Source organism: uncultured Bacteroides sp., assembly GCF_902491285.1.
Taxonomy (GTDB): Bacteria; Bacteroidota; Bacteroidia; order Bacteroidales; family Bacteroidaceae; genus Bacteroides.
On sequence record NZ_CABUHK010000006.1, the window covers coordinates 1 to 25,163 of the forward strand.

General features: G+C 41.5%; 17 protein-coding genes. 5 read left to right on the forward strand and 12 right to left on the reverse strand.

From position 1 onward, the window contains the following. Window positions 1–186: 186 nt before the first annotated feature. The 8 genes from RDN93_RS02550 to RDN93_RS02585 all read right to left on the reverse strand — a co-directional run bounded on the left by RDN93_RS02550 (window position 187) and on the right by RDN93_RS02585 (window position 13,959). A complete protein-coding gene (locus tag RDN93_RS02550; protein ID WP_308744085.1) occupies window positions 187–1,248 on the reverse strand; it encodes a tyrosine-protein phosphatase in 1,062 nt (353 codons plus the stop codon). 167 nt (window positions 1,249–1,415) lie between these two features. Beyond that, on the reverse strand, window positions 1,416–2,885 hold the full coding sequence (locus RDN93_RS02555) for a glycoside hydrolase family 125 protein (RefSeq protein ID WP_308744086.1): 1,470 nt from the start codon (window positions 2,883–2,885) through the stop codon (window positions 1,416–1,418). A gap of 33 nt (window positions 2,886–2,918) precedes the next feature. After that, window positions 2,919–4,082: a glycoside hydrolase family 76 protein gene (locus RDN93_RS02560; protein WP_308744087.1), complete on the reverse strand. Its 1,164-nt coding sequence runs from the start codon at window positions 4,080–4,082 to the stop codon at window positions 2,919–2,921. An 18-nt stretch (window positions 4,083–4,100) separates the two neighbouring features. Then, complete coding sequence (locus RDN93_RS02565) at window positions 4,101–5,606, reverse strand: sulfatase-like hydrolase/transferase (protein ID WP_308744088.1); 1,506 nt, start codon at window positions 5,604–5,606, stop codon at window positions 4,101–4,103. Between the two features lie 13 nt (window positions 5,607–5,619). Next, complete coding sequence (locus tag RDN93_RS02570; RefSeq protein ID WP_308744089.1) at window positions 5,620–7,125, reverse strand: sulfatase-like hydrolase/transferase; 1,506 nt, start codon at window positions 7,123–7,125, stop codon at window positions 5,620–5,622. A 97-nt stretch (window positions 7,126–7,222) separates the two neighbouring features. Next, window positions 7,223–8,902: a hypothetical protein gene (locus tag RDN93_RS02575; RefSeq protein ID WP_308744090.1), complete on the reverse strand. Its 1,680-nt coding sequence runs from the start codon at window positions 8,900–8,902 to the stop codon at window positions 7,223–7,225. A gap of 29 nt (window positions 8,903–8,931) precedes the next feature. After that, a complete protein-coding gene (locus RDN93_RS02580; RefSeq protein WP_308744091.1) occupies window positions 8,932–10,794 on the reverse strand; it encodes a RagB/SusD family nutrient uptake outer membrane protein in 1,863 nt (620 codons plus the stop codon). Between the two features lie 9 nt (window positions 10,795–10,803). Beyond that, window positions 10,804–13,959, reverse strand: coding sequence for a TonB-dependent receptor (locus RDN93_RS02585; RefSeq protein ID WP_308744092.1), 3,156 nt, complete (start codon window positions 13,957–13,959; stop codon window positions 10,804–10,806). Between the two features lie 396 nt (window positions 13,960–14,355). Here RDN93_RS02585 and RDN93_RS02590 point away from each other — a divergent pair, with 396 nt between their 5' ends. The 3 genes from RDN93_RS02590 to RDN93_RS02600 are packed head-to-tail and all read left to right on the forward strand — an operon-like array spanning window position 14,356 to window position 18,660. Then, window positions 14,356–15,732, forward strand: a complete 1,377-nt coding sequence (locus tag RDN93_RS02590; RefSeq protein WP_308744093.1) for a sulfatase-like hydrolase/transferase — start codon at window positions 14,356–14,358, stop codon at window positions 15,730–15,732. Between the two features lie 11 nt (window positions 15,733–15,743). Continuing rightward, window positions 15,744–17,102, forward strand: a complete 1,359-nt coding sequence (locus tag RDN93_RS02595; protein ID WP_308744094.1) for a sulfatase-like hydrolase/transferase — start codon at window positions 15,744–15,746, stop codon at window positions 17,100–17,102. A gap of 31 nt (window positions 17,103–17,133) precedes the next feature. Next, window positions 17,134–18,660: a sulfatase-like hydrolase/transferase gene (locus tag RDN93_RS02600; protein WP_308744150.1), complete on the forward strand. Its 1,527-nt coding sequence runs from the start codon at window positions 17,134–17,136 to the stop codon at window positions 18,658–18,660. 83 nt (window positions 18,661–18,743) lie between these two features. Here the strand turns inward: RDN93_RS02600 and RDN93_RS02605 are convergent, their stop codons facing one another. From RDN93_RS02605 to RDN93_RS02620, 4 genes are all read right to left on the reverse strand, one after another. Next, window positions 18,744–20,345 (reverse strand): DUF6377 domain-containing protein, encoded by a 1,602-nt coding sequence (locus RDN93_RS02605; protein WP_308744095.1) that lies wholly within the window; start codon window positions 20,343–20,345, stop codon window positions 18,744–18,746. A 201-nt stretch (window positions 20,346–20,546) separates the two neighbouring features. Continuing rightward, window positions 20,547–21,467, reverse strand: coding sequence for a carbohydrate kinase (locus tag RDN93_RS02610; protein WP_308744096.1), 921 nt, complete (start codon window positions 21,465–21,467; stop codon window positions 20,547–20,549). After that, entirely contained in the window at window positions 21,455–22,060 is a 606-nt protein-coding gene (locus RDN93_RS02615) for an SIS domain-containing protein (RefSeq protein WP_285828406.1), read from the reverse strand. Before RDN93_RS02615 ends, RDN93_RS02610 begins: the two co-directional genes overlap by 13 nt. Window positions 22,061–22,064: 4 nt before the next feature. Then, window positions 22,065–22,598 (reverse strand): TIGR00730 family Rossman fold protein, encoded by a 534-nt coding sequence (locus RDN93_RS02620; protein WP_308744097.1) that lies wholly within the window; start codon window positions 22,596–22,598, stop codon window positions 22,065–22,067. Window positions 22,599–22,702: 104 nt separating this feature from the next. Between RDN93_RS02620 and RDN93_RS02625 the strand changes: the two genes are divergently transcribed. Both RDN93_RS02625 and RDN93_RS02630 read left to right on the forward strand, forming a co-directional pair. Continuing rightward, window positions 22,703–23,923 (forward strand): pitrilysin family protein, encoded by a 1,221-nt coding sequence (locus tag RDN93_RS02625; RefSeq protein WP_308744098.1) that lies wholly within the window; start codon window positions 22,703–22,705, stop codon window positions 23,921–23,923. Between the two features lie 59 nt (window positions 23,924–23,982). Then, window positions 23,983–25,080 (forward strand): SGNH/GDSL hydrolase family protein, encoded by a 1,098-nt coding sequence (locus RDN93_RS02630; protein ID WP_308744099.1) that lies wholly within the window; start codon window positions 23,983–23,985, stop codon window positions 25,078–25,080. Window positions 25,081–25,163: the final 83 nt, after the last annotated feature.

Genomic DNA, 25,163 nt, shown 5'->3' on the forward strand with positions numbered 1-25,163 from the left:
CTAAAAGGTACGGAATCACTTCCTCTTGTACCGGCATGGGATTCTCATATCCCATCTCTTCAATTGCTTTACGTATCTCCGGAGAAACGCCAAGCTCTTCAAATGTCTTCATTAAATCTCTGTATATCTTTTATTTCGGGTACAAAGATAGAGAATTATTACGAATTACGAATTACGATTTGCAATTTATTCCAGTAGGATACTGCGTAACTGTTCTATTTCTTCGGCGGAAAGTCCGATTCCTTTCGTCAAGTAGGCTTGTACGCTTCCATACTCAGACTCAATTTGTTCCTTTGCGGCATTCAGAAAATCTTCCTTAGCCGAATAGATTGTAGTGATTGCTTCCTGTGAATTTACCGGCAATTCATAAGCGTATTTTGAAGCTTTGGGAATATTGAAATAATCATTACTTAGCCGGTAGTCCGACATTATCACGTCTTCATTGACACCTAGGGCTGCAAGCAGCAAAGCGGAAACGATTCCTGTGCGTCCCTTGCCGGATGTGCAGTGAATTACAGCCGGATAAGAGTCACGGTTGAGCAGGACGGAGAACAATTCTTTGAATTCTTTTCGGTAGTTTGTCACCAATTCACGATTCATCCGCTCTACCAAGCGATAAATAGTATCGCTTTTTATCTTCTCTTCTTGGATTCCTTGCAGGATTTTATCCATATTTCCTGTAGGGATGGGGATGTGCACAATCTTAAATTCATCATTATGTAGCTGTGGGTAGTTGTGGAGTTCTTCTTCAGAGCGCAAATCTATGATAGTCCGTATGCCTATGTTTTTCAGTTCCCGGCGCGAACAGGGTGGGATGCTGTCTATCTGCGCAGAGCGGTAAAGCATTCCCCAACGGGCTGACTTTCCTGTGTCGACAGATTTGTATCCGCCTAAGTCACGGAAATTCTGGATGCCGGGAATATTAACGTTGCGGGTAGCTACTTTTACCCGGTATTTATTATTGAATACCATGAGGTAATAATAGCGTCGGGACGGATCGTCGGTTACGATGGTCATCTTGCCGCTTGATATGTTGCTCATGGCTATGGGCGAGTTTTCCGGAATCAATTCGGGGGAAGTAGATGCATATACTCTTACCTGTCCTTTCAAGAGTGGTGCTGTTTCCCATTTAATCACGCAGTTTCCCACGTTGTTTTCTTCACATACCACCGATATGGTCGGCGGAGTGCCGGAACAGGACGGGAGCACTAACAAAATGGTAAGCCAGCTAAACAGGTTCTTGTACATAGTTTCTTTGTCTGGGTGAATCATATACGCAAAGATAGGAATTACCGGAAGATATGGTAATTCCTTTGCGATAATTAGCCAAAGTTAATAGTAATTTACGTGTTGAAAAAGGCGCCCCTTAATGACAAAAGAGCGCCTTAAACGATTTGTTATCCTGCAATCTGCTTTTACTGTATACTGTTCAACAACTCTGTTTTGCCTTCGTTTACCAGTTTTAAAATCAGTTCACCGAATAAGGTGTTTTGCCAGGCAAACCAAGCACGGGTAAAGTTATTTGGATTATCTTTATGGAAGGATTCGTGCATAAATCCTGTTCCTGCATCTGTATCCATAAGCATTTTTACACAGTTCTTGATTTCTTCATCGTTTTGGCTGGTGAAAGCTTTCATCATAATACTCATCGGCCATATCATATCATAACCGATATGAGGTCCGCCAATTCCTTCACCAGCTTTTCCTTTGAAAAAGTAAGGGTTATCCTTGCTCCAGACAAAACGGCGTGTATTTTGATAGATAGGATCGTTAATGTCTACATCACCCAGATATGGCATTGCTAACAGACTAGGTACATTGGCGTCATCCATTAAAAAATGATTGCCAAAACCATCTACTTCAAAAGCATAGATAGTACCATATTTAGGATGATTATAAGTCGCGTATTGTTTTAAAGCGTTTTCCACTTCTTGTGCTAATGCTGTACATTGTTGTGCCAAGTCTGTTTTTTTATTGACTGTGTTTAGTATTTCGGCTGCTTTTCGCAAGGATGAAACTGCAAAGAAGTTGGAAGGTACAAGAAATTGAAGTGTCGTTGCATCATCCGATGGGCGAAAAGCAGAAACAATTAATCCTACAGGATTAACCGGCGCGCCCAGACCATCATTGTTCAAGGTATCTAGTGCTCGTTCTGTTCTTCTCTTGAATTTATAAGGACCAACTCCCTCTTTTCGTTGTTGTTCTTTGAATGTTGTCAGGATGTGGGTGATGGCTTGTATCCATTCACTGTCAAATATACTGGTGTCACCAGTCTCTTTCCAGTATTGATAGGCTAAACGTAGGGGATAGCATAGAGAATCGATTTCCCATTTACGTTCGTGTAGTTCCGGCTTCATGTCGGTTTTATCCGACATCCATTCTCCACCGATTGCTCCATCATTGAAAGCATTGGCGTATGGATCAATATTAATGCATTTAAATTGCCTGCGGATAACTCCTTCAAGCATTTTTTTGAGTTCCGGATCTTTATTGGACAATTGCACGTAAGGCCATACTTGTGCACCGGAGTCACGTAGCCACATGGCGTGAATATCACCGGTATACACAAAAGTGTCCGGTTTACCATCTGTTGTACGGTAATGTACGGTTGTTTCCAATGTATTTGGAAAACAATTCTCGAACATCCATGCTAATTTGGGGTTTGTCAGTAACTTTTTTACTCTTGCTATTTCTGCTTCTACTGCTTTCGAAGTGAAAAGGCGTTTCTTGACAGGTGGACGATTACTTTGGTAAGCAGCTATTTCTGCAGCACGGTTGATGATATTGGTATTATCTTTTGCCTGAATAAATTCTGTAGCTTTGGCTTGGTTACCCATTAGCAGGGTGGCTGTGATAACCCATAGACCAATGTTTTTTTTCTTCATTTTTTTAGTGTTTTTGAGGTGGTTATAAAATTGTTATTTAATATCGACACAAGCTAATCTTCCGTACATTTCAACAAAAGCTGCTTGTGTCAGTAGCCATTTCTTATCGTCTTTATCCATTCCGCTCCAATCCTTTTGAAATAGTCCCTGTTCGTCTCTGGCATGATGCCATGCATAATCAAGACTTAGTTGGAAATCGGTCAGGTAAGTCTTGTTATGGTCTATTTGATAAAGTTCTACAAACCCTCGGAGCATAATTGCCGTAAACCAGATATTTCCTTTTTTCGGTAATTGTAACACTATTCCGTCGGGTGTAGTAAGGCGGGTGAAGAAATGTTTGTGGCAGGCTCGGGCTATTTCTTGGGCATCTTTCAGATACTCTTTCTGTTTTGTTATCTGAAAGAGTAAGGCTGCGGCTTGCATCATCTGCCCGCTATTATAAGCATACTTTGTACGATCTATTTTCTTGTTGAGCGAAACCTTATCGAAGTAAAGATGGTCTTTGCTATCTTCTAAGTTCTCTTTTGTCCATTCGTATAGTTCTTTCCCTTCTTTTAAATAGGTGCTGTCTTGAGTAGCTTGGAATAGTTTGAAAGCAAATACAGCAGCCGGTGCATTCGAGCAAGTATTTTTGGTTTCTTTTTTCTGTTCACACCAATAAATTCCTCCTCCAAGTGCTTCATCTTTGCCACTGATAATGAAGTTCCATATCAACTCGGCTTTTTTCAGGTATTCTTGCTTCTTTGTCATAAGGTAGTAATCGATAAAATCTATTCCAAGCCAGATATTGTCATCATAGAAACGATCAGAAAGAGGTTGGTTATTTAAGTAGGAAGAATAGGCGGCGGGGACTCTTTGTGTGTCGAAATATTCTTCTAATCCGGGTAGCACCTTGTTTTCCAGAAGTAGCTGATACTTGTTGTCTCCAGTTGTTGCCAACAATGTATTGACTGCCGAGAATGTGCCAGAGTACGGCCATAGATAAGAATATTTATTACCTTTACCAGCCTGCTCTTCTGAGGCTAGATAACTTGCTTTATAGTTTTGATCGAAAGGATAATGTTCACGTAACAGACAAGTGTTGGGTGATGCATAGTTCTGATAGAGAGAGTCCAGTGTTTGCTGTGCTCTTTCTATATTGGGATTAGCATTTATCAAAGTAAAGGCGCAAATGATATTTATTAAGATATACTGCATAATGGTCATTACTAATAATTATTGCATGAATATATTTATTTGTTTCCAGATGCTCTCTGTGTCGTTCGTTGTTTTCTTCCCCGGTGTAGAGCGTCCTTCTTCCACATACTTTCTGATAGTTTGTGTCATCTTTTTCACTTCTTTTTTGTAGCGTTTATTATCGATAAGATTCTTTTTCTCTGATGGGTCTGCCTCAAGGTTGAAGAGTTGCATTTTGGGCAGCTTGGCAAGAACAGCAGGCTTATTGGGGTATCCCCAACCACCCGAACCACCATTGAATACCAATTTTAACTGAGGTGTACGTAGTGATAAATAGCCTTTTCCTGATTCATAAACGAGGTCTTTACGGATAGAAGTTCCCTTTTTGCTTAGTACAGGCCATATGCTGTAACTGTCGACTGCCTCTTCGTCTTTTAATTTATAGTTTACCATTTGGGCGAAGGTTGCATAAAAGTCAGTAAGTGAGACAAGGGAATTATTCGTTTCGTTGGTAAACTTTCCTTTCCAGGAAATAATCAACGGAATTCTGTGTCCGCCCTCGTAAATGTCAGTTTTATAACCCCTATAAATGTAACTTGGAAAATGTCCTTGTTTTTCCATCTCTTTAACGCCAACATACGGTGCGCAACCATTATCCGAGGTAAAGATTATGATGGTATTTTCCAGCTGGTCGTTTTTCTTTAATGTTTCTACGATCTGTTGTATCATATCATCTATCATGACTACAAAATCTCCATAGGCTCCTATCGTTGTTTTGCCTTTATATTTATCTGACGGCAAGACAGGTGTGTGGGGAGCCGTAATAGGCAGATATAGGAAAAACGGCTTTTCACTGTTACGTTGTTTGTCAATATAATCTATACTATGACGTATTGTATTCGGCAGACAATCCTGCGGATCAAAGTCGGCCCCTGCCACTCCTCCGTGCATTAGGCCGAGCCCCTTCTGTGGTGCGATGGTATGGTCGGGAAGAGCGGTTACCATATTATTTTTTACATAGACGTATGGGGCGATATCCAATGATGAGGGTATGCCATAAAAATAGTCGAATCCTCTGTCTGTAGGACCATTTTTTATGGGTAATGAGAAGTCTACATCTTTCTTGTTTTTCGCATTTTGAGGATATCCCCAATCCCAACCAAGATGCCATTTTCCAATACAGGCGGTATTGTAGCCATTTTCAGAAAACATTTGGGCGATTGTCCGGCGGTCGGGGGTAATCATGGCAGGCGAATAGCCGTCAAGTACACCTTCTTTTAACTTTGTCCGCCATGGGTATCTTCCGGTGAGAATGGAATATCGTGAAGGTGTTGATAAGGCGGAAGAAGAATGGGCATCCGTAAAAATGATTCCATCTTGAGTCAGATTATCAATGTTAGGGGTGTGAATCTTAGATTCCGGATTGAATGCTGAGATATCCCCATAGCCAAGATCATCTGCCAATATGAGTATTACATTGGGAGATTGAGCTTTTACGGCTGCTGTTGCAAGTATTGCAGATGAAAGGGTGATTAGTTTATTCATAAATTTCAATTATTTATTGCATGAATATTTTGATCTGCTTCCAGATATTTTCTGTATCATTCGTTGTTCTTTTTCCTGGTGTGGAACGTCCTTCTTCTACATACTTCTTGATCGTCTGTGTCATTCTGGTTACTTCTTTTTTGTAGCGTTTGTTATTGATGATATTCTTCTTTTCCGAAGGGTCTCTATCAAGATCAAAGAGTTGCATATTAGGAAGTTTGGCTAGATCAGCAGGCTTATTAGGATAGCCCCATCCTCCTGAACCACCATGGAAAATTAATTTTAGCTGAGGTGTGCGCAGTGATAAATAACCTTTTCCTGATTCGTAGATAAGGTCTTTTCGGGCAGAAGTTCCTTTTTTACTTAGTATAGGCCATATACTGTAACTGTCGACCGCTTCTTCATTCATTAACCGGTGATTTACCATTTGAGCAAAGGTAGCGTAGAAATCAGTAAGTGAAACAAGCGAACTGTTGGTTGCTTTCGTAAACTTTCCCTTCCAGGAAATGATGAGGGGAATGCGGTGTCCGCCTTCGTAAATATCATTTTTGTAACCTCTGTAAATGTAACTCGGATAGTGTCCTTGTTTTTCCATCTCCTGTACACCTATATAAGGGGCGCATCCATTATCTGAAGTAAAGATGATGATGGTGTTTTCCAATTGCTTATTTTTCTTCAATGTTTCCACGATTTGATGTACCATATCATCTATCATGACTACAAAGTCTCCATAATCTCCAATGATTGTCTGCCCTTTGTATTTATCAGCTGGCAGAATGGGTGTATGTGGGGCTGTGATAGGTAGATATAAGAAAAACGGTTTGGAACTATTACGCTGTTTGTCGATATAATCTATACCGTGGCGTATTATATTGGGTAGGCAGTCTTGCGGTTCAAAGTCGGCTCCTGCAACTCCGTTACGTATTAGTTTGATTCCTTTTTGTGAACCAATGGTGCGATTGGGAAGAGCGGTCACTTTGTCGTTTTCCACATAAACGTGTGGGGCTGTGCCGAGTGATGCCGGTATGCCATAGAAATAATCGAATCCTCTGTCTGTTGGTCCATTTTTAATGGGGAGTGAGAAATCTACGTCTTTTTTATTCTTGGCGTTTTTAGGGTATGCCCAATCCCACCCAAGATGCCATTTCCCGATGCAGGCAGTGCTGTAGCCATTTTCTGAGAGCATCTGAGCAATTGTCCGGCGGTCAGGTGTGATCAAGGGGGAGGAAAAACCGTTAAGTACACCTTCTTTTAGCTTTGTCCGCCATGAATACCTTCCGGTGAGGATGGAATATCGTGAAGGTGTTGATAAAGCGGAAGACGAATGGGCATCCGTAAAGGTAATTCCATCTTGAGTCAGGTTATTGATGTGTGGAGTATGTATTTGGGATTTTGGGTTGAATGCCGAAATGTCTCCATAGCCCAAGTCATCAGCCAATATAAGTATCACATTGGGTGATTGTGCTTTTACGGCTGTTGCCACAAATAGTGCTGACGAGATTGTTATTAGTTTATTCATAAACTTGCGATTATATGTATCTTGTTTCCCTTACATGAAGCCCGATGATTTTTTAGGGTAATATAACGTAAAAAATCATCGAACTTACATTTTGGAGTTATTGAGCTTCTTGCACAATGATATTTACAGGGCAAGTAAATCCTTTTTCGAACTTCGGAGATGCAGTTCCTGAGTTAGGCAGTGATTCAAATGTGAAAGTGAATGTGCCGGCTTTATTTAGCAGGGTGTTTGCATCAGCATTGAAATCAGCGTATGATATAAAGTACTTCTCATTGAGTTCAGGATCTTCAAAGAAATGAACTGTCTGATTAGTTATCTTGTTGGCTGTTCCTGCGCCAAGTTTGGAACCAGCACCGGCTATTTTCACCACATCCGGTGTATAGAACCCTCTGAACCAATTGATTTTATTGTCATCATGTGCCTTGAAGTTATAGCCTGTCGGTGTAGTGGCTCCTTCGGGTTTGTACGTTGCGAACCAAATGCGGATAGAACCGGCGGATGCGCCGAGCTTTTGTCCTTTGGTCAAAACTTTTGTTTTGTGGTTAAAAACTAATTCAGCACGTACCGCTTTGACGGGATCGCTTTCTGTCGGCTCCCAATCTGCATTATATGTGGGCATATCAGGAGTATTGGTCGTGATACCCGGGTCAGCTACGAATCCGGGTATCGGATTTTCCGTAATTGTGAATTCAAAAGGTACCCATCCGGCTTCTCCCGTAACGGGATGTTTTGGGAAATATTGTATGATGTCATTACCGGCATCTGTATTTGCATACTTAACGTATATTTTATAATTACCCGGTTTGTTTATATAAGAACCGTATGGCTTTACGGAGCTGACTGTCCATGATAAAGAGGATAATGGACGTGAACGGCTTCCACTGACTATTAGGTCAGGGGTGCTTTCGTCCCACATGCCTACTGATATTGGTTTTGAGTTTGTACCGTGGAAGAATATATCTTTCTCACCCCAGATATGGCTTAGACTGCCATTTTTTAAAGTGAATGCTTCAGGGTATTGTTCTAAGTTTTCCGGTGTAGGGACGAATACTGTAAGTGTGCCCTTGTTGTTCTCTCCTGTGAAATCGGGACGAATGGCATTATTGGCAATTATAATGGAGTTATAACGCAGGTTGGCAACACAACTGTAAGTAGAACCTGATACCTTGATTTGTGTAGAGGGATTCGGCATTTGTGCATACCAAAACTCCTGCTCATTCTTGGCTGTGGTTGTCGGGGCAGACTGATTTACCCAGTTGATTTCTCCATCGAGCAGAACGAAAGGCTTCTCGCTGGTAGGAATGAATTCACGTGCCGGCCGTTGAGTTCCTGCCGGCCAGATAGGGATTGTTTTGGTGACGGTTGTTCCGATTTTTTCTCCGTCTTCATAAATTTCAAACGAAACGGGTACTGAACCGTCTTGTGCAGGGATTCCACTGATGGGAAAATAAGCATATTGTTTATCTCCTTGATAGGAAAGCTGAACTTCTCCGTCTTCTATGGTTAATCCTGTTTCGGATGAGCGGTCTATGAATTTGACGGATAGTTTTCGTCCGAATCCGTTGACGAACGGGATTCCGAGGCGGTCGGCAGGTTCGTTTTCGTCACCAGCAAAGGCGGGTGTTCCTTTAGCGAGAAATCCGTCAACGTAGATGGTGGATTCTTGTACGGACAAATACTTTGCTTGTATGGTATATTCCATTTCTGGACGTTCTTCGCAAGAATAAAATATCCCTGCGATGGATAGTATGGATATTAATGTGGTAATCTTGTTCATAATACTGTCTCTTTTTGTTTATACATTAGTTATCTCGCACCATAATTCTGTGTCAGGTTAGGATTGGCACGTATTTCTTGTGATGGAATTGGAAATAAGGTACAATATTGGTCAATTTCATATTTGTCGCTCTTCATGTAGTAGTTATTCACATTGGGAGAAGAGTTGGATGTATAGGCATTGTAGAAATCGGTGAAATGTTGGTTCATCACTTCTACTGCTTTCCCGGAACGTACCAGATCGAACCAACGGTGTCCTTCAAATGCCAGTTCTAATGCCCGTTCATCAAAAATTGCTTGATATACTTTTTCCGGAGTGTCCAATACCCATTCTTTGTTAGGGTCGCCCGATGCAAGATATGGAACAATGCCGGCTCTATTTCGTACAAGGTTAATTGTTTTGTCCAGAATGTCTTGTGATAAATATCCGTTATTGATACGCGCATCTGCTTCTGCCAATAACAGTAGCACATCCGCAAAACGTAAGATGTACCAGTTGTCATCGGAATCATTAGTCTTATACTCTGAAGCTCCCATGTATTTGCCACACATCCATTCATTGTCTGCATTGAAGCCTTTTACGGAAGTGCGGAAAGAAGTACCGGTGTAAGGATCGTAAGGATATACAATATCTTGCGGATAATCTTTGTTGTTGTTTACTGGAAGATATGAAATACCGTCTGTGTCTAACTTGATATTGCCATCACTGATACGTGAGTCGGTGTAGATTACATCATCAAATTTGCGTACTTCGTATTGATAGTCGGGATACATGGAGTCCCATTTTTTTGCCATATCCATGAAATAACCGGTTGGGGAGCAGGCGCCGTTTCCTTGATTTGAAATAGGAGACGGGATATATCCGTTTGAGTTGGCCGTATTACGCGGTGAATAGGATGCCGGTGAAAAAAGAGTATAGAATGGACTACCTAATCCTTCTGCCTGGCCTGTTTTGTATTCTACTTCCCATATAGACTCGCATGAATGCTTGTTGGCGGGCTTGAACAAATCACTGAATGTAGTGAGCAAGTCGTATCCTCCATTGCTTGTCACATCCTCTAAATAATATTTGGCGGCTTCGTATTGTGTAGTTGTTGTTTCCGGATAAAATGCGGTGATGTTTGGATGCTTGGATATGTCTTTCCAAGCTTCTACATTTGGATAAGCGGCTTCTGTGATATCGTTCGGCATGGATAGGAATACTTTTCCTAATAAAGCTTCCGCTACATATTTGTCAATTCTTCCTGTCGGAGTTTTCTCTTCACTGTTTGTCGAACGATATAGGTTGTCTGATTCGAGTGCATTGGTTAAATCGGTGAGAATCCGTATGTATACCTCTTCTGTTGATGCACGCAGGTGTCCTCTGGAATCAGTGTATTCTTGTGGAATGTCCATGATAACAGGTACTCCGCCGTAAGCGCGAACTAAGTTAAAATAGAATAGTGCTCGCAGCACTTGGGCTTCTGCGATGTATTTTTGGACATTGGGGTTGTCGCCAAAAAGTTCTTTCCCTTTTTCGATGACTGTATTGGCTCTTATGATTCCTTTGTAGTGGTGAGCCCAATAGTTCTGGTTGCCGCTGTTGTTGGCGGACATGGTAAATCTTTCTATTTCATGGCGAAATGTGTTAGCATAATAATTGGTCTGATTCGGGAATGCTATGTCTGAACGTACATCACCGAAAAGATAAATACTGGCCGAATACAGCCCGTTTTCTCTCAATGAAGAATAAGTTGCGTATAGTGCGGAATGTATATCTTCAGGTGATTTATAGAAATTCTTGCCTGTCAAAGTGGTTTCTGGTTCAATGTCCAGAAAGCTACAGCCATACATGAGGGCTGAACCCAATATTGCTGTCAGTATATTCTTCAGATTTTTCATATTCTTTTTCATGTTTTAGATTTATAATGTAACTTTCAGTCCTATCGTGAAATTCCGGGATAAAGGGTAACCGGTGCGGTCGATACCTGGTGCGGTAGCTGAACGAAAGGTATTGGCTTCGGGATTCATACCGGTATATTGGGTGAAAGTATGCAAATTGTCGATATTGAAACTCAATATTAATCCGTTCAAGAACGTTTTTCTCAGCGCTTTCTTGTCAAAAGCGTAAGAGAACTGGATATTACGGATAGACAGATAAGAGCCGTCTTCGAGATAACGATTGGTGAATTTGCTCATTTCCGTAGTTGGACGTACATCGTTGGTGGTGAAGGTACGGTCTGCCAAACCGTTGCCCGGAGATTCGGGTGAACGCCACCTGTCCACAACCTTGATAGAAAGGTTGCTGTTGTTGTTTCCTCTCAGAGTTTCACGTAACGTATAATTATAGATTTGATTTCCGTATTGTCCGTTCAATTGAAAGCTAAATGAGAAGTTCTTATATGAGAATGTGTTGACCATACCGGCATTGAAGCGCGGATAAGGATTGCCTATGATGGTACGGTCGTTGTCATCGTAAAGTCCGTCACCGTTGAGGTCGTACCATTTACAATCTCCGGGGCGGACATTTGGGTCGAAAGCCAGTCCGGAATAAGGGTCGTTTCGTAACGCTTGAATCTCTTCCATTGACTGATATAGACCACCGAAGACATTTCCATAAAACATACCTATCGGATATCCTACTTTGGTGATGTTTGATTCGGCTACTCCGTCGGTAATGGCTTCTGAGTCGAGTCCTAGTGCCAATACCTTGTTTCGGTTAGCTGAAATGTTAAATGTGGTTGTCCATTTGAATTTGCCAGTCAGGTTACGGGATACGATATTGAATTCGATACCTTTGTTTTCGACGGAACCGATGTTTTGCAGCATACGTGAAACTCCTAAGGTGCTTGGAACAATTGTGTTCAAGAGCATATCCGAGGTGATTGATTTGTATAAATCTAACTGCATGAATATACGGTTGTGGAAAAGTCCGATATCTATACCTAAATTTGTCTGTTTGGATACTTCCCATTTCAAGTCAGGATTGGCTATATTTGACGGAGCCCAACCGCTTACGACAGAGCCGTCTGCGATATATGATTGTTGTGACATCTTGGTTTCATAATTGTAGTCTCCGATGGCGTTGTTGCCGGATAAACCGAAGCTACCCCGCAATTTTAGTTCGCTAAGTACTTTCTTGAGTGGTTTCATGAATTTTTCTTCCGTCATTGCCCATCCTGCGGAAATGGAAGGGAAATAGCCATATTTGTTGTTCTTTCCGAAACGGCTTGAACCATCTGCGCGGAATACTCCTTGAATCATGTATTTTCTCTTGTAGTCGTAGGTTAGCCGGGCTATGTAGGACAGCATGCGGTCTTCGGTCTTGTTATAGGAGCCTCCATTGATTACACCACCATTAATAGAAGGAAGGGATTCTGTTGCGAAACGGTAGGCAGATGTGGTGAGCCTGTTGAGTTGGTTGCTTTGCAAAGTCATACCTCCTACGGCACTGATATTATGGTCTCCAAATTCTTTTTGATAGGTCAGGATATTCTCATTAATCCACATGAGTTTGCGGGTCATGGTGGTAGAAGCTTCTGAGTCTGTACGGTTTTTCCCAATAGAGGCAGGATACCATATTGAATTTTCGGACGACATTATATCAATGGCTAATGACGGTTTGAAAATTAGTCCTTTAGCTATTTTGAACTCAAAATTAAGACCTCCGGTGATTCGGCTTGTGCTTGTTTGGTTTTTGTATTCATGAGCAATTTTGACCGGATTATCTTGGTTGTCGGCCAATGGTGACTTGGAAATGGATGAAAATGTACCGGTGTCGGGGTCTCTTGGGTCGGTAGAATTCTTCGGTGCTAAATTATATTCTAATGTAGAGAAGTATTCTCCGTTTGGAAGTCTGACCGGAAAGAAGGGATACATGGAAATAGCGGTTCGGATTACGCTGTTAGAGCCTTCTCCACCTTCTCTTGTCTTTTTTTGATTGATAAACGTAGGAGCAAAGTTTACGGTTACTTTCGCCCAATCGTTGAGTTTGATGTCGAAGTTGGATCGGAAAGCGATTCTTTTCATTCCGGTACATATTAGGATACCTTCTTGGTCAAAGTATTCGCTGGAGATCCGATAACGCATATTTTTACCTCCTCCTGCAATGGACAAATTATATTTTTGCTGAATGGCATTTTGGAAAATGGCATCTTGCCAATCTGTATTTAGATTCTCGTCAAAAGGAAAATAGTCTTGATTTTGGTTTGTTGTGTAACGATATCTGTCGTTCAGCCCTTTGTCTTTATAGTATTCCAGCAATTGGGCTGTATTCATCAATTCAAATTTGTGTTGTATTTGTGCTATGGTGGTTGCAGCATTGATAGTCACTATTGGTTTGGCATTCTCACCCCGTTTGGTGGTAATGAGTATTACACCATTAGCGCCGCGTGAGCCGTACACGGCAGTTGAAGCGGCATCTTTTAATATTTGGATATTAGCTACGTCATCAGGATTGATGGTCGATAATCCTCCTTCCATTGGGATTCCATCGACAATATACAAGGGAGCTGCACCTGCAGTGACGGTACCAATACCGCGAACTTCTACATTGATATCACCTCCGGGAGTCGCATCGGAAGTTTGTATACGTACTCCGGGTACTAAGCCTGAAATAGTTTGTTCAATAGAAGAACCTACATAGCCTGATAATTCTTCGGACTTGATGGATGTCATAGCAGAGGTTATGGTTCTTTTTGTTTGTGTTCCATAACCAATGACTACGGTTTCATCCAACATATATCCATCTTCAACCATGATAACTTTAATAAGTTTTTTGGGGTCTTTGATTGCGACTTCTTGTTTTTGAAATCCGATGAACGAAAACTCAAGAATCGGATTTTTACCTTTCATTTGAATTTTGAAAGTTCCATCCATAGTGGTAGTTGTTCCATAACTGGAATTCTGGCAAAGGACATTTACGCCGGGTATGGGCTGTCCCTGTTCGTCAACAACGATTCCCGTTGCAAATGTTCGTGCATTCTGCGCGTATGTACTTCCACCTGTATATGAAGAAACTTCAAATATTGAAAATACAATAATAAAGAAGAGAATGCGGATAGAAATAATATTTTTCATAAGTAATGAATTTAGTTACATCGCAAAAATACAATCATTATGCTGATTTTTTATATGATGTAAAAACCTCAAAGAGAGATTGTAAAAATAGAAAAGGACTAATTTGTTTATTATTAATGTGTTATGTGTAATTCTAGGTGGCGAAAATGTAATGAGGATATGAACCCTTTAGGATTAAAACAACTGTTGAATGTGAGGTTATAGGGAGTATTTTGTTCTCTGTCATAGTTACATAATAATCTAAAAATAATTATGTAGTATGTTGAGATATAGTTCTTTAAAAGAATAACCATTTACTTTTTATCTCAATATGGGACTAAATGAGTTTCTATGGTATTGGCATTTTGTATCTTTGTGTAAAATATCGGTTCTTTTTTTAACCCAATTAAGTAGGATATGAAAAATCACTCGAAACGTTTGTTAGCTGCTACTTGTGTTTTAGCGGCATTTTCTCCGGTAGAAATGATGGCACAAAAACAACCAAACTTTGTTATTATCGTTGCAGATGATATGGGTTATGGTGATGTGGGAATATATGGTAATGAGGATATCAAGACACCGAATATCGATCAGATGGCCAGAAAAGGAATGATGTTCACTGATTTCCACTCAAACGGTTCTGTTAGTAGTCCGACGCGTTGTGGGCTCTTAACTGGGCGCTATCAACAACGTGCAGGGTTAGAGAAGGTACTTTTGGTACCTCGAAATGATAAGGATAAGGAAGTGGGACTTCCGTCTGAAGAAATAACCTTTGCAAAAGTTTTGGGGGACAATGGATATCAAACAGCTTTGATTGGTAAATGGCATTTAGGATATTTGCAGAAACATCATCCGATGAATTTTGGTTTTCAGAAATTTATTGGATTTAAGTCTGGAAATGTTGATTATCAGAGTCATCGGAACCGTTATGGCGATATAGACTGGTGGGACGGATTGGAAGTAAAAGATATGCCGGGGTACACAACAACTTTGTTGACCACGCTTTCTGAAGATTATATTAAAGAAAATAAGGATAAACCTTTCTGTTTATATATAGCGCATGCGGCGCCTCACTCTCCCATGCAGGGACCTGGTGAGAAAGCGATTCGTACAGATACTACCCCAGAAGGAGATAAAAATTCAAGTAGACCTAATAAGGAGATCTATAGAGATATGGTGGAAGAACTGGACTGGAGTGTGGGGCGGATTCTGGAGACGCTGAAGAAATATGAATTGGATGAGAATACTTTTGTTATCTTTTTCTCTGATAATGGTCCGGTAATAAATAATGGAGGTTCTGCAGGAGGATATAGAGGTGCTAAAGGAACTCCATGGGAAGGAGGACATCGTGTGCCGGGTATTTGTTATATGCCTGGCACTATCAAAGAAGGAACAATATGTAAACAGGCAGTGATGAGTTTTGACCTTTTTCCGACTATGTTGGATATGGCTGACATTCATTATGATGATTCTAAGAAAAAATTGGATGGAACTTCCTTGATGCCTTTGTTTAAAGGGAAAGAACTTGCTCCAAGACTCTTGTTCTGGGGGAATGGTAATAAGACTATATCTGTGAGAGACGGCAAATGGAAGCTGGTTCGTCACTATAAAAAAGGTGAACTTATTTTGCATTTGTTTGATTTGAATAAAGATCCTTCTGAGAAGACCAATTTGAGTGTTCAAAAGCCGGAACTAGTGGAAAGGCTTAATAAGGAAATCACCCGCTGGTCTAAATCCGTATATTCGGAAGTGCCTGATCAGTTTGCCAAAAAAGTACGATCAACTAATAAATAGTAATAGTAAATATGAAAATAGAAAGACCCACCTTGCTTATGGGAGCTTTGATTGCTTCCAGTGTAGCTTTAGCCTCAAATACTGTTGATAAAACAAATCCAAATATTCTGTTTATTCTTGTAGACGATCTTGGATTAGGTGATTTGTCCTGTCAGTATGCTAAAGATTTAAGTACGCCTAATATCGACCGTATTTTTGAAACAGGAGTACGTTTGGATAATTTTTATGCTAATTCTTCGGTCTCTTCTCCTTCACGTGCCGCATTATTGACAGGACGTTTCCCGGCTATGGTAGGAGTACCGGGAGTTATTCGTCCTTCTGTTGATCAAAATTGGGGCTATTTTGCCCCATCTGCCGTCACTATGCCTGATCTGCTCAAGAGTGGCGGTTATAGTACTGCATTAATTGGCAAATGGCATTTAGGTTGGGAAAGTCCGAACCTGCCAAATGAGAGGGGATTTGATCATTTTCATGGTTTTCTGGCAGATATGATGGACGATTATTATACTCATCGTCGGCAAGGAGGAAATTACATGTTCCTTAATAATAAAGAAATTGATCCTAAAGGTCATGCAACCGACCTGTTTACTTCATGGAGTGTGGATTATATAAAGAGGGAGGCAAAGGCAAAAAATCCTTTCTTTCTTTATCTCGCTTACAATGCTCCTCACAGCCCATTACAACCACCGGTGGAATGGGTGAACAAGGTACAAGCGAGAGATAAATCTCTTCCAGTAAAACGTGCCCGGTTGATTGCTTTAATTGAACATTTGGATTATAATATCGGCAAGGTAATGCAAGCTCTTAAAGAAAGCGGACAATTGGACAATACTTTGGTCATATTTGCCTCAGATAATGGGGGAGACCGCGGAAGTATGGCGAATAATGGTCCTATCCGGGGGGCTAAAGGAGATATGTTTGAAGGGGGAATTCGTGTTCCTTGTGCTTTGAATATGCCGGGAGTCTTTGAGGGTGGTCGGCGAGATAATCATTTTATTGTGATGATGGATCTTCTGCCAACTATATGTGAATTAGTGAATATACCTATTAAACATGAGATAGATGGTATTTCCGTATTGGATGCTGTCAAGGGGAAAACGCAGGATACTGAGGGGCGTTTTGTTTATTGGCTAAGGAATGAGGGCGGCGCACAGTTTGGCGGAAAGTCACAGAGTGCGGTGAGGTATAATGAGTACAAACTTTTACAGAATCTTCCTTTTGAAAAGGCACAGATGTTTAATTTGAAGGAGGACTCCTTGGAAACAGCTTCGCTGCCTTTGAAGGGGGATATGTTCCGAAAGTTGAACAGTGCAATGACCAGGCATTATCGTGCGTGGGGAGCAATCCCTTGCCAGGCACCGTCTAAATAAAAACTGAAATCATTAAATAAAATTCTGTGTGATGAATTTAATAATGAAAAACAAGCCTTTGTTCTTGTGCCTTCCGGCAATGTTGAACCTACCTTTTTTCGTTTTTCCCGCATTTGGGGCAAATACAAAGAAAGATAATAGAGAGAATAAGCCGAAACGTCCCAACGTGCTTGTATTGCTCACAGACGATCAGACATTCAGCTCTATCCATGCTTGGGGCAATGACGAAATTCAGACTCCGAATATGGACAGGCTTGTTAATCAGGGGATGTCATTCACTCAAACTCATGTGATGGGTGGGCTGAATGGTGCCATCTCGCAGCCTAGTCGTGCAATGCTGCTTACCGGACGTGGGCTGATGGATGTACATCGTAACGGACAAATTATTCCTAAGAATGAGAAAACATTTCCCGAACTGTTCCGTGAAAACGGTTATACAACTTTCGGAACAGGCAAATGGCACAGTGACAAAGCTTCATTCAACCGTTCGTTCTCTACGGGTACAAATATCTTTTTCGGGGGAATGCATCCATACGGAAATGAGAAGAACGAGAAGGGGCATCGGTGTCCTTATTTGCATGAGTACGACCCGACAGGGAAATACAAAAACGGGCAATGGGTAAATGCATCACTCAATACTTTCTCGTCTGAGCTGTATGCTGATGCTGCCATCAAGTTCATTGAAGCAAATGCGTCAAACAATAATCCGTTTCTGATGTATGTCGCATTTACTTCGCCACATGATCCGCGTAATGTGTTACCCGATTACGGACATAGGTACGATAGCAAGGAAATTGCGATGCCAAAGAATTTCGTCACACAGCATCCGTTTGATACTGGTGACCTTAACGAACGTGATGAAAAACTATTGCCTACTCCGCGTGTTCCGGAACAGGTGCTTGCTGAAAGAGCCAATTATTATAGTATGGTCAATGAGGTGGATGTTCAGATAGGACGTATCCTTGATATGCTTGAAAAAAGCGGCAAAGCCGATAACACCATCATCGTATTTGCTGCGGACAACGGTCTTTGTGTCGGAGAGCACGGACTGCTGGGTAAGCAAAATCTATATGAAGCGGCAGTTAGAGTACCTTTGGTGATTTGCGGCCCCAATATTCCACAAAATGTCATGAGCGATGCTTACTGCTATCTATATGATCTTTATCCTACTCTCTGCGATCTTTCGAATATAAAGACACCGACTACCGTTAAGGGAATCTCATTAGCTCAAACCATACGGAACCCGAAAGTAAAAAAGCGCAAGGATATATTGCTGACATACATCAATCTCCAACGAGCCATCAAGAAGGATGGCTTCAAACTTATACTTTACAATGTAGACGGTCAGCGTCATCCTCAGCTTTTCAATCTTAAGGCCGACCCAATGGAAATGAATAATCTTTATGACAATCCAAAGTATAGTAAGAAATGCAAGGAACTTACCGAATTACTTTATGCCCGCATGGTTGCTGTCGGTGATTTCTGTGACCCCACCAAACCGGATTGGGGTTATCCGACGAAATTGAAATGGGAACAAGTTGTCAAGGTCAATCCTTGATGTAAGATAAATGTATGTGCGGGGCTTGCATAGCCCAATATGGGAAAAGCATAGTTGGTCTGGTGAGATGTGAGTTGTGATTTTCATTGTCCTATGCGAGCTACTCTTTCCTCGAAATCATTGCGGTCACCAATGGCCTTACTTCTCATTTTCGAGCGATAGTTGTAAATGGTCGACAGTGAGTATTGCAGGAAATGGGCTATTTTTACGCTGTCCGTGATTCCCAACCGAATCAGTGCAAAGATTCTTAATTCAGGAGTCAGTAGTTTACCTGCGCTTGGTACTATGGCATTTTCGGGTGATAAAAGTGCATTAAAGTCTGCTACGAAGTTTGGGAATAAGTTAAGGATAGTCTTATCGAAATTATTATAAAACTCAGCTAAGTCTTCTTCTGTATTTAGCGAAGATTTAAGGAAAGAAACCACTTTGCTGATATCTTCACTTTTTGCTATTTTAAGAGCTCTTTTTTTGAAGCTGTCTATCTGAGTGATATAATTGGTATATTGTTCCATATATAATCCCACATATTCTTCCTTGATTTTACTGCTATCAGCCAGTGCTGAATTTATTTTCTGTATTTCGTCCAAATGGTATGACAGGCTTTCATTGGCTTGTTCTACTTTTTTCTTTTGTTTCTTTAACTGGGTGAAAAGAACAAACAATAGGATACAAACAAAGAATAGCGCGGTGAGTAAGCTGCTGATAATAGCAAATTTGCGTTTTTCTTTCTCTTGAAAAGCTTTGTCGATGAATAGATACATATCTGAAGCTTCTATTGTATTAATTCTGGCATTACATAAAATTGCATCCTCCATTGCATTTTTCATATATACGTATGCCCGATTTATGTCTCCACTTTCAAAAATAAGTTTTGCTAATATGCGTAACGAACGATTTTCCCTGGTTCCGTTTGTCACATCAGATATGGCGGATACGGTAAAATATTTGATTGCATTTTGGGAATCACCCTTGCCTTGATAGGCAGATGCTAACGAATAAGCCAGTATACCGGCATCTCGTGAGTATAGAGGATAACTCGAATAAGCACTGTCTAGCATATGGATTGCCTCATTGTATCTTTTCTGGTACAGGAGAGTAGGGGCTATAGTGAAAGCTTTTACATTTGAAGGGACTTCTTCGCATTGAAGTAGGGAGTCACGGTATGTTTGTGCTATTAAGTCATTTCTACGTGAATCGATTTCGCTGGAAGCAAAGAACTTTTGATGATTGTAAATAGTGACTTGTCCGAGGAAATATTCTACTTTAAGTTTGGGTGATAATGACTCGTGTTGTGTGGAATTGACGATGGCTAATGCCTCTTTAAAGAATCCCATAGATGATAATATTCGTGCATAATCTAGTTTGGCTTCCATGATAAGTTCTTTATCTCCGCATTCTTTAACCAACTCGTTCATATGGATTGCGTAAGTCAAAGCGGAATCTTTTTGAAAGGAAGAATAGGCGAAACATAATGATTGGGCAATTTGCACCTTCTGGTGTATTTTATGGTGCAGTTTCAGCTCTATTTTAAGACTATCTATTTGCTCTTGTTTTTGTTCCGCATAGTTTAACTTGTATTTTAGAGTTTTATCTAATATCTTTAATAATGAATTGATTTCATCATTGGCCGTAATCGGATTGATAAAAATGAGGGAGAGTAACACTGGTAAAATAAACTTTCTCATGATTATATTAGATTTTATCGCTAAAGTTGAATTTGGGATAAAGGTAAATATAATATTTGATAAATACTAGCGTGCGATTTAATTCTCGTGCCTGAGATTTATAATTCCATACCTAACCTGTAATAACAAATACCGGTTTGATATGGAATTATGATAAGGAATATTTTCTGGAAATGTCAATGCGAAATTAGGGAGTATTTGTTATCTGTATTTTTCTGCAAACTCCACCGAAACAGAATTGCTGAAACTACGGCAAACCTCGGCTGCGAAGTCTTTTCCGCATCGGATAATTTTATCCCATACTTCTTCGTTCAGGTTATCCAAGTCGCGGTAGCGGACATCATATTTTAATAGTCCGTAAATCAGTCCCGCGTTAAAATTATCACCGGCTCCGATGGTGCTGACAGCTTCCAGCGGTTCTATCGGATAATCTTTGTTGACCAGGTTAGTGCGTAGCGAAACTTTCTCTCCGCCTGCGGTACAGATAAATCGTGGGCAGTAGAATTTGATTTTATCCTTGTATATCTTGTCGGCATCCTGCATACCATACATATAAAGGAAATCTTCTAAAGAACCGCGCACAATGTCCGCATACTCCAGATTCTCAATAATGGTCGGTGCCAGCTTCATCGCTTCGTTCTTGTGTGAAGAGCGGAAGTTGGGGTCATAGTAGATAATAGCTTTCTTTTCGCGTGCCTGATCGAGCAGTTCGAGAATCTTTTCCCGCAATACCGGATTCAGGGCATAGTAGGAGCCTACCATGACAATGTCGTCCTCTTCCAGTTTGGGGAACAGGACATCGAGCCGTTGTTTGGGATAATTCTTGTAGAAGATATACTCGGCATCACTTTGCTCATTGAGAAAAGCCAAGGATACCGGTGATTTCCCGTCGGGGAATACATTCACATGGTCGGTCGGGATATTGTTCTCACGCATGAATTGCAGGATGATGTTCCCTACACGGTCATTGCCGGTTTCGCTGATGAAACCGACGTTTATTCCCATCCTTCCCAAGGATACGATGCCGTTGAATACAGAGCCTCCCGGTACGGCTGCGGAAGGCTGGTCACCTCGGAAGATGATGTCGAGGATAGTTTCTCCGATACCGATTACTTTTCGCATAGTGACCTTGATTTTTCGCCCAGATAACCGCCGTGATGACGTTTAGAGTATTCTTCTATGGTGAATTGAGTCTTTTTCATGGTCTGTACTACCAGGATATCGCCAATGACGGTCATGGCGGTAGTCGAAGTGGTAGGGGTCATGCCTAAGGCACACACCTCAGCCGGTTTGCCGGTGCTCAGACAAACATCTGATTCCTGTGCCAGCGGGCTGTCGGGATTTCCTGTAATGACGATAAACTTCAAGTCCGGATTCAGGTTATGAGCCAGCCGGGTTAATTCAACGATTTCGCGTGTCTTGCCTGAGTTGGAGATAAGCAGGAGCAAATCGTTTTCCTGTAAGATACCCAAGTCTCCGTGTTGTGCTTCACTGGGATGCAGGAAAACGGACGGGATACCGGTGGAACAGAAAGTGGTAGCGATGTTCATTGCTATTTGTCCGGCTTTTCCCATACCGGAAGTTACCAGTTTTCCCTTTTTCTGATGTATTTGTTCTACAATCAGTTGTACGGCTTTCTCGTAAGCGTCTGTTACAGGGATATTGAGCACGGCTTGTGCTTCCTGTTGCAAGAGTTGTTTGATGGAGTCTATCATATAATCAGTTTATTTTTTCTTTTAATTCTTCCAGAGTGTTTGTTATTTCGTAATAAGTAGAAAAGGGCTGGCGGGCAAACCCTTTATCCTCTAATGTTTTGAGAACTTTCAACAGTTCGTCGTAGAAACCGTAGTCGTTGTAAAATACGACCTTTTTCTGATGGTATCCGATAGAAGCGGCAGCTATCACATGGAATATTTCATCGAATGTGCCTACACCACCCGGCAATGCTACCAATATATCCGATTTCTCGGTCATGATGTCCTTCCGGTCGCTCAGATTGTGAGTATGAATCACCTCATCCAGACAGGTGCTTACACTGCCTTTCTCTTCCAGTTTGGCAGGGACTACCCCGATGACCTTTCCACCGTTCTCTTTCACGGCACGGGCTACACATTCCATCAGTCCGAGGTTGGCTCCTCCGTAAATCAACGTTTTGCCTGTCTGTCCTATCCATTCGCCTATTCGGCGAGCACTTTCGAAGTACATTTTGTCAATGTTTTCAGAGGCAGAACAGAAAATTCCTATCTTTTCCATATACGTTGTAACTGTTATAGTCCACAAATATCTGCAATTTTCTATAAACCGCAATAAGTTTTATTGTATTTTTGTAGCATAATTCAATAAGGAAGTAGAAAACAATGCAATCTAACGAATATACACTCCCCAATGGTTTGCGTATTATCCATGAACCGACTCTCTCAAAAGTAGCTTATTGTGGTTTTGCCATTGATGCCGGAACACGCGATGAGGCGGAGAACGAGCAGGGTATGGCTCACTTTGTGGAGCATCTCATTTTTAAGGGGACGGAGAAACGGAAAGCCTGGCATATCCTCAACCGGATGGAGAATGTTGGGGGGGACCTGAATGCTTATACTAATAAGGAAGAGACGGTCGTTTATTCCGCTTTCTTGACCGAACATTTGGAACGGGCCCTCGAGTTGTTGGGGGATATTGTATTTCATTCTACTTTCCCCCAGCATGAGATAGAAAAAGAGACAGAAGTCATTATTGATGAAATCCAATCATATGAAGATACTCCTTCAGAGCTGATATTTGACGATTTCGAGGATATGATATTCCGCAATCATCCGTTGGGAAGGAATATTTTGGGCAAACCGGAGCTGTTGCGGAGTTTCCGCACTGAAGATGTCCTTTCGTTTACCCGCCGGTTCTATCAGCCGGGGAATATGGTATTCTTCGTCCAGGGGCAATATGACTTCAAGAAGATAATCCGCCTGGCGGAAAAATATCTGTCGGATATTCCCGCAGTGGAAGTAAACAACCGTCGTGTACCTCCTCCGCTTTATGTCCCCGAGCATTTGACGATTGCAAAGGATACGCATCAGGCACATGTAATGATTGGCAGCCGTGGGTATAATGCCTATGATGACAAGCGTACGGCTCTCTATCTGCTGAATAATATCCTCGGTGGTCCCGGCATGAACAGCAAACTGAATGTAGCCCTTCGTGAGCGCAGGGGACTGGTTTATAATGTCGAATCCAACCTGACTTCTTACACCGATACAGGGGCTTTCTGCATTTACTTCGGAACCGATATTGAAGACATGGATACTTGCCTGAGGTTGACTTATAAAGAGTTGAAGCGGATGCGTGACACAAAGATGACCTCATCCCAGCTTGCCGCAGCCAAGAAACAACTCATCGGGCAGATAGGAGTGGCATCCGACAATTTTGAGAATAATGCGTTGGGAATGGCGAAAACATACCTGCACTATCACAAGTACGAATCGCCCGAGCTTGTCTTTAAACGTATAGAGATATTGACAGCAGAACAGTTATTGGAAGTAGCCAATGAGATGTTTGCAGAAGAATACTTGTCTACGTTGGTTTACAAATAGCGTATGATGTTACTATGATATAACAGAACCACTAATGAACTGCTAATATTAAATTGACCATGAAAAACTTAACACGAAAAGTCCGGATTTGCCTGGTTGGGCTGATGTTGCCTCTTGCCGTGGCCGGACAACAGAAAAACAATTTTACCTACACGTCGGCTCAGGAACTCCTGCTGGTAGGTAAGGCAACATCAGAAGGTGAATATTTCCATCGGGTAGATACGGCGAAGTATCATTCAATGCCGCCCAGAGTGAAGAAACTTTTCACAAATTCTGCCGGATTGGCAATCGCCTTTACTACGAACAGCCCGGTGATAAAAGCTAAATGGACTGTTCCTGATAACCCGCAGTTACCCAATTTGACACGCATTGCTCAGAAAGGGCTGGACTTGTACATTAAACGGGATGGAAAATGGCAGTTTGCCGGAGTCGGGATGCCGGGTGGCGTAACTACGGAAAGAGTGCTTGTTGACAATATGGGTACCGGAGAGAAAGAATGCCTGTTATATTTGCCTTTGTACGATGAATTGAAGAGCCTTGAAATAGGAGTGCCTACCGATTCGTACATACATAAAGGCCAGAATCCCTTCAAAGAGAAAATAGTGGTGTATGGATCGAGCATTTTGCAGGGAGCGTCAGCCAGTCGTCCCGGTATGGCTTATCCGGCACGTTTGTCCCGTAGCAGCGGATATAATTTCATCAATTTGGGATTGAGCGGTAACGGAAAGATGGAGAAAGAAGTTGCTGAAATGTTGGCGAATATCGACGCAGATGCCTTTATCTTGGACTGTATCCCCAATCCTTCACCGAAAGAGATAACCGAACGTGCCGTTGATTTTGTAATGACATTGCGGCAGAAGCATCCTGATACTCCTATTATCGTGATACAGACATTGATACGTGAAACAGGAAACTTCAATCTGAAAGCCCGTGAGAATGTAAGACGGCAGAATGAAGCCATTGCCGAACAGGTGGAAGTACTGCGTAAGAAGGGTGTGAAGAACCTGTATTTCATAAAAGAAGACCGTTTCCTGGGGACAGACCATGAGGGAACGATTGACGGAACTCACCCCAATGATTTGGGATTCGACCGGATGCTGAAGAAGTATAAACCGGCTATTGGCAAGATTCTGAAGATTAAGTTCAGGGATGAATAAGTATATCATATAGGTGTAGGCAAATGTACCGGTCGTTCGTATAGAATCCTCTATTGGTCTTTAATAACTTTCAGATTTACTAT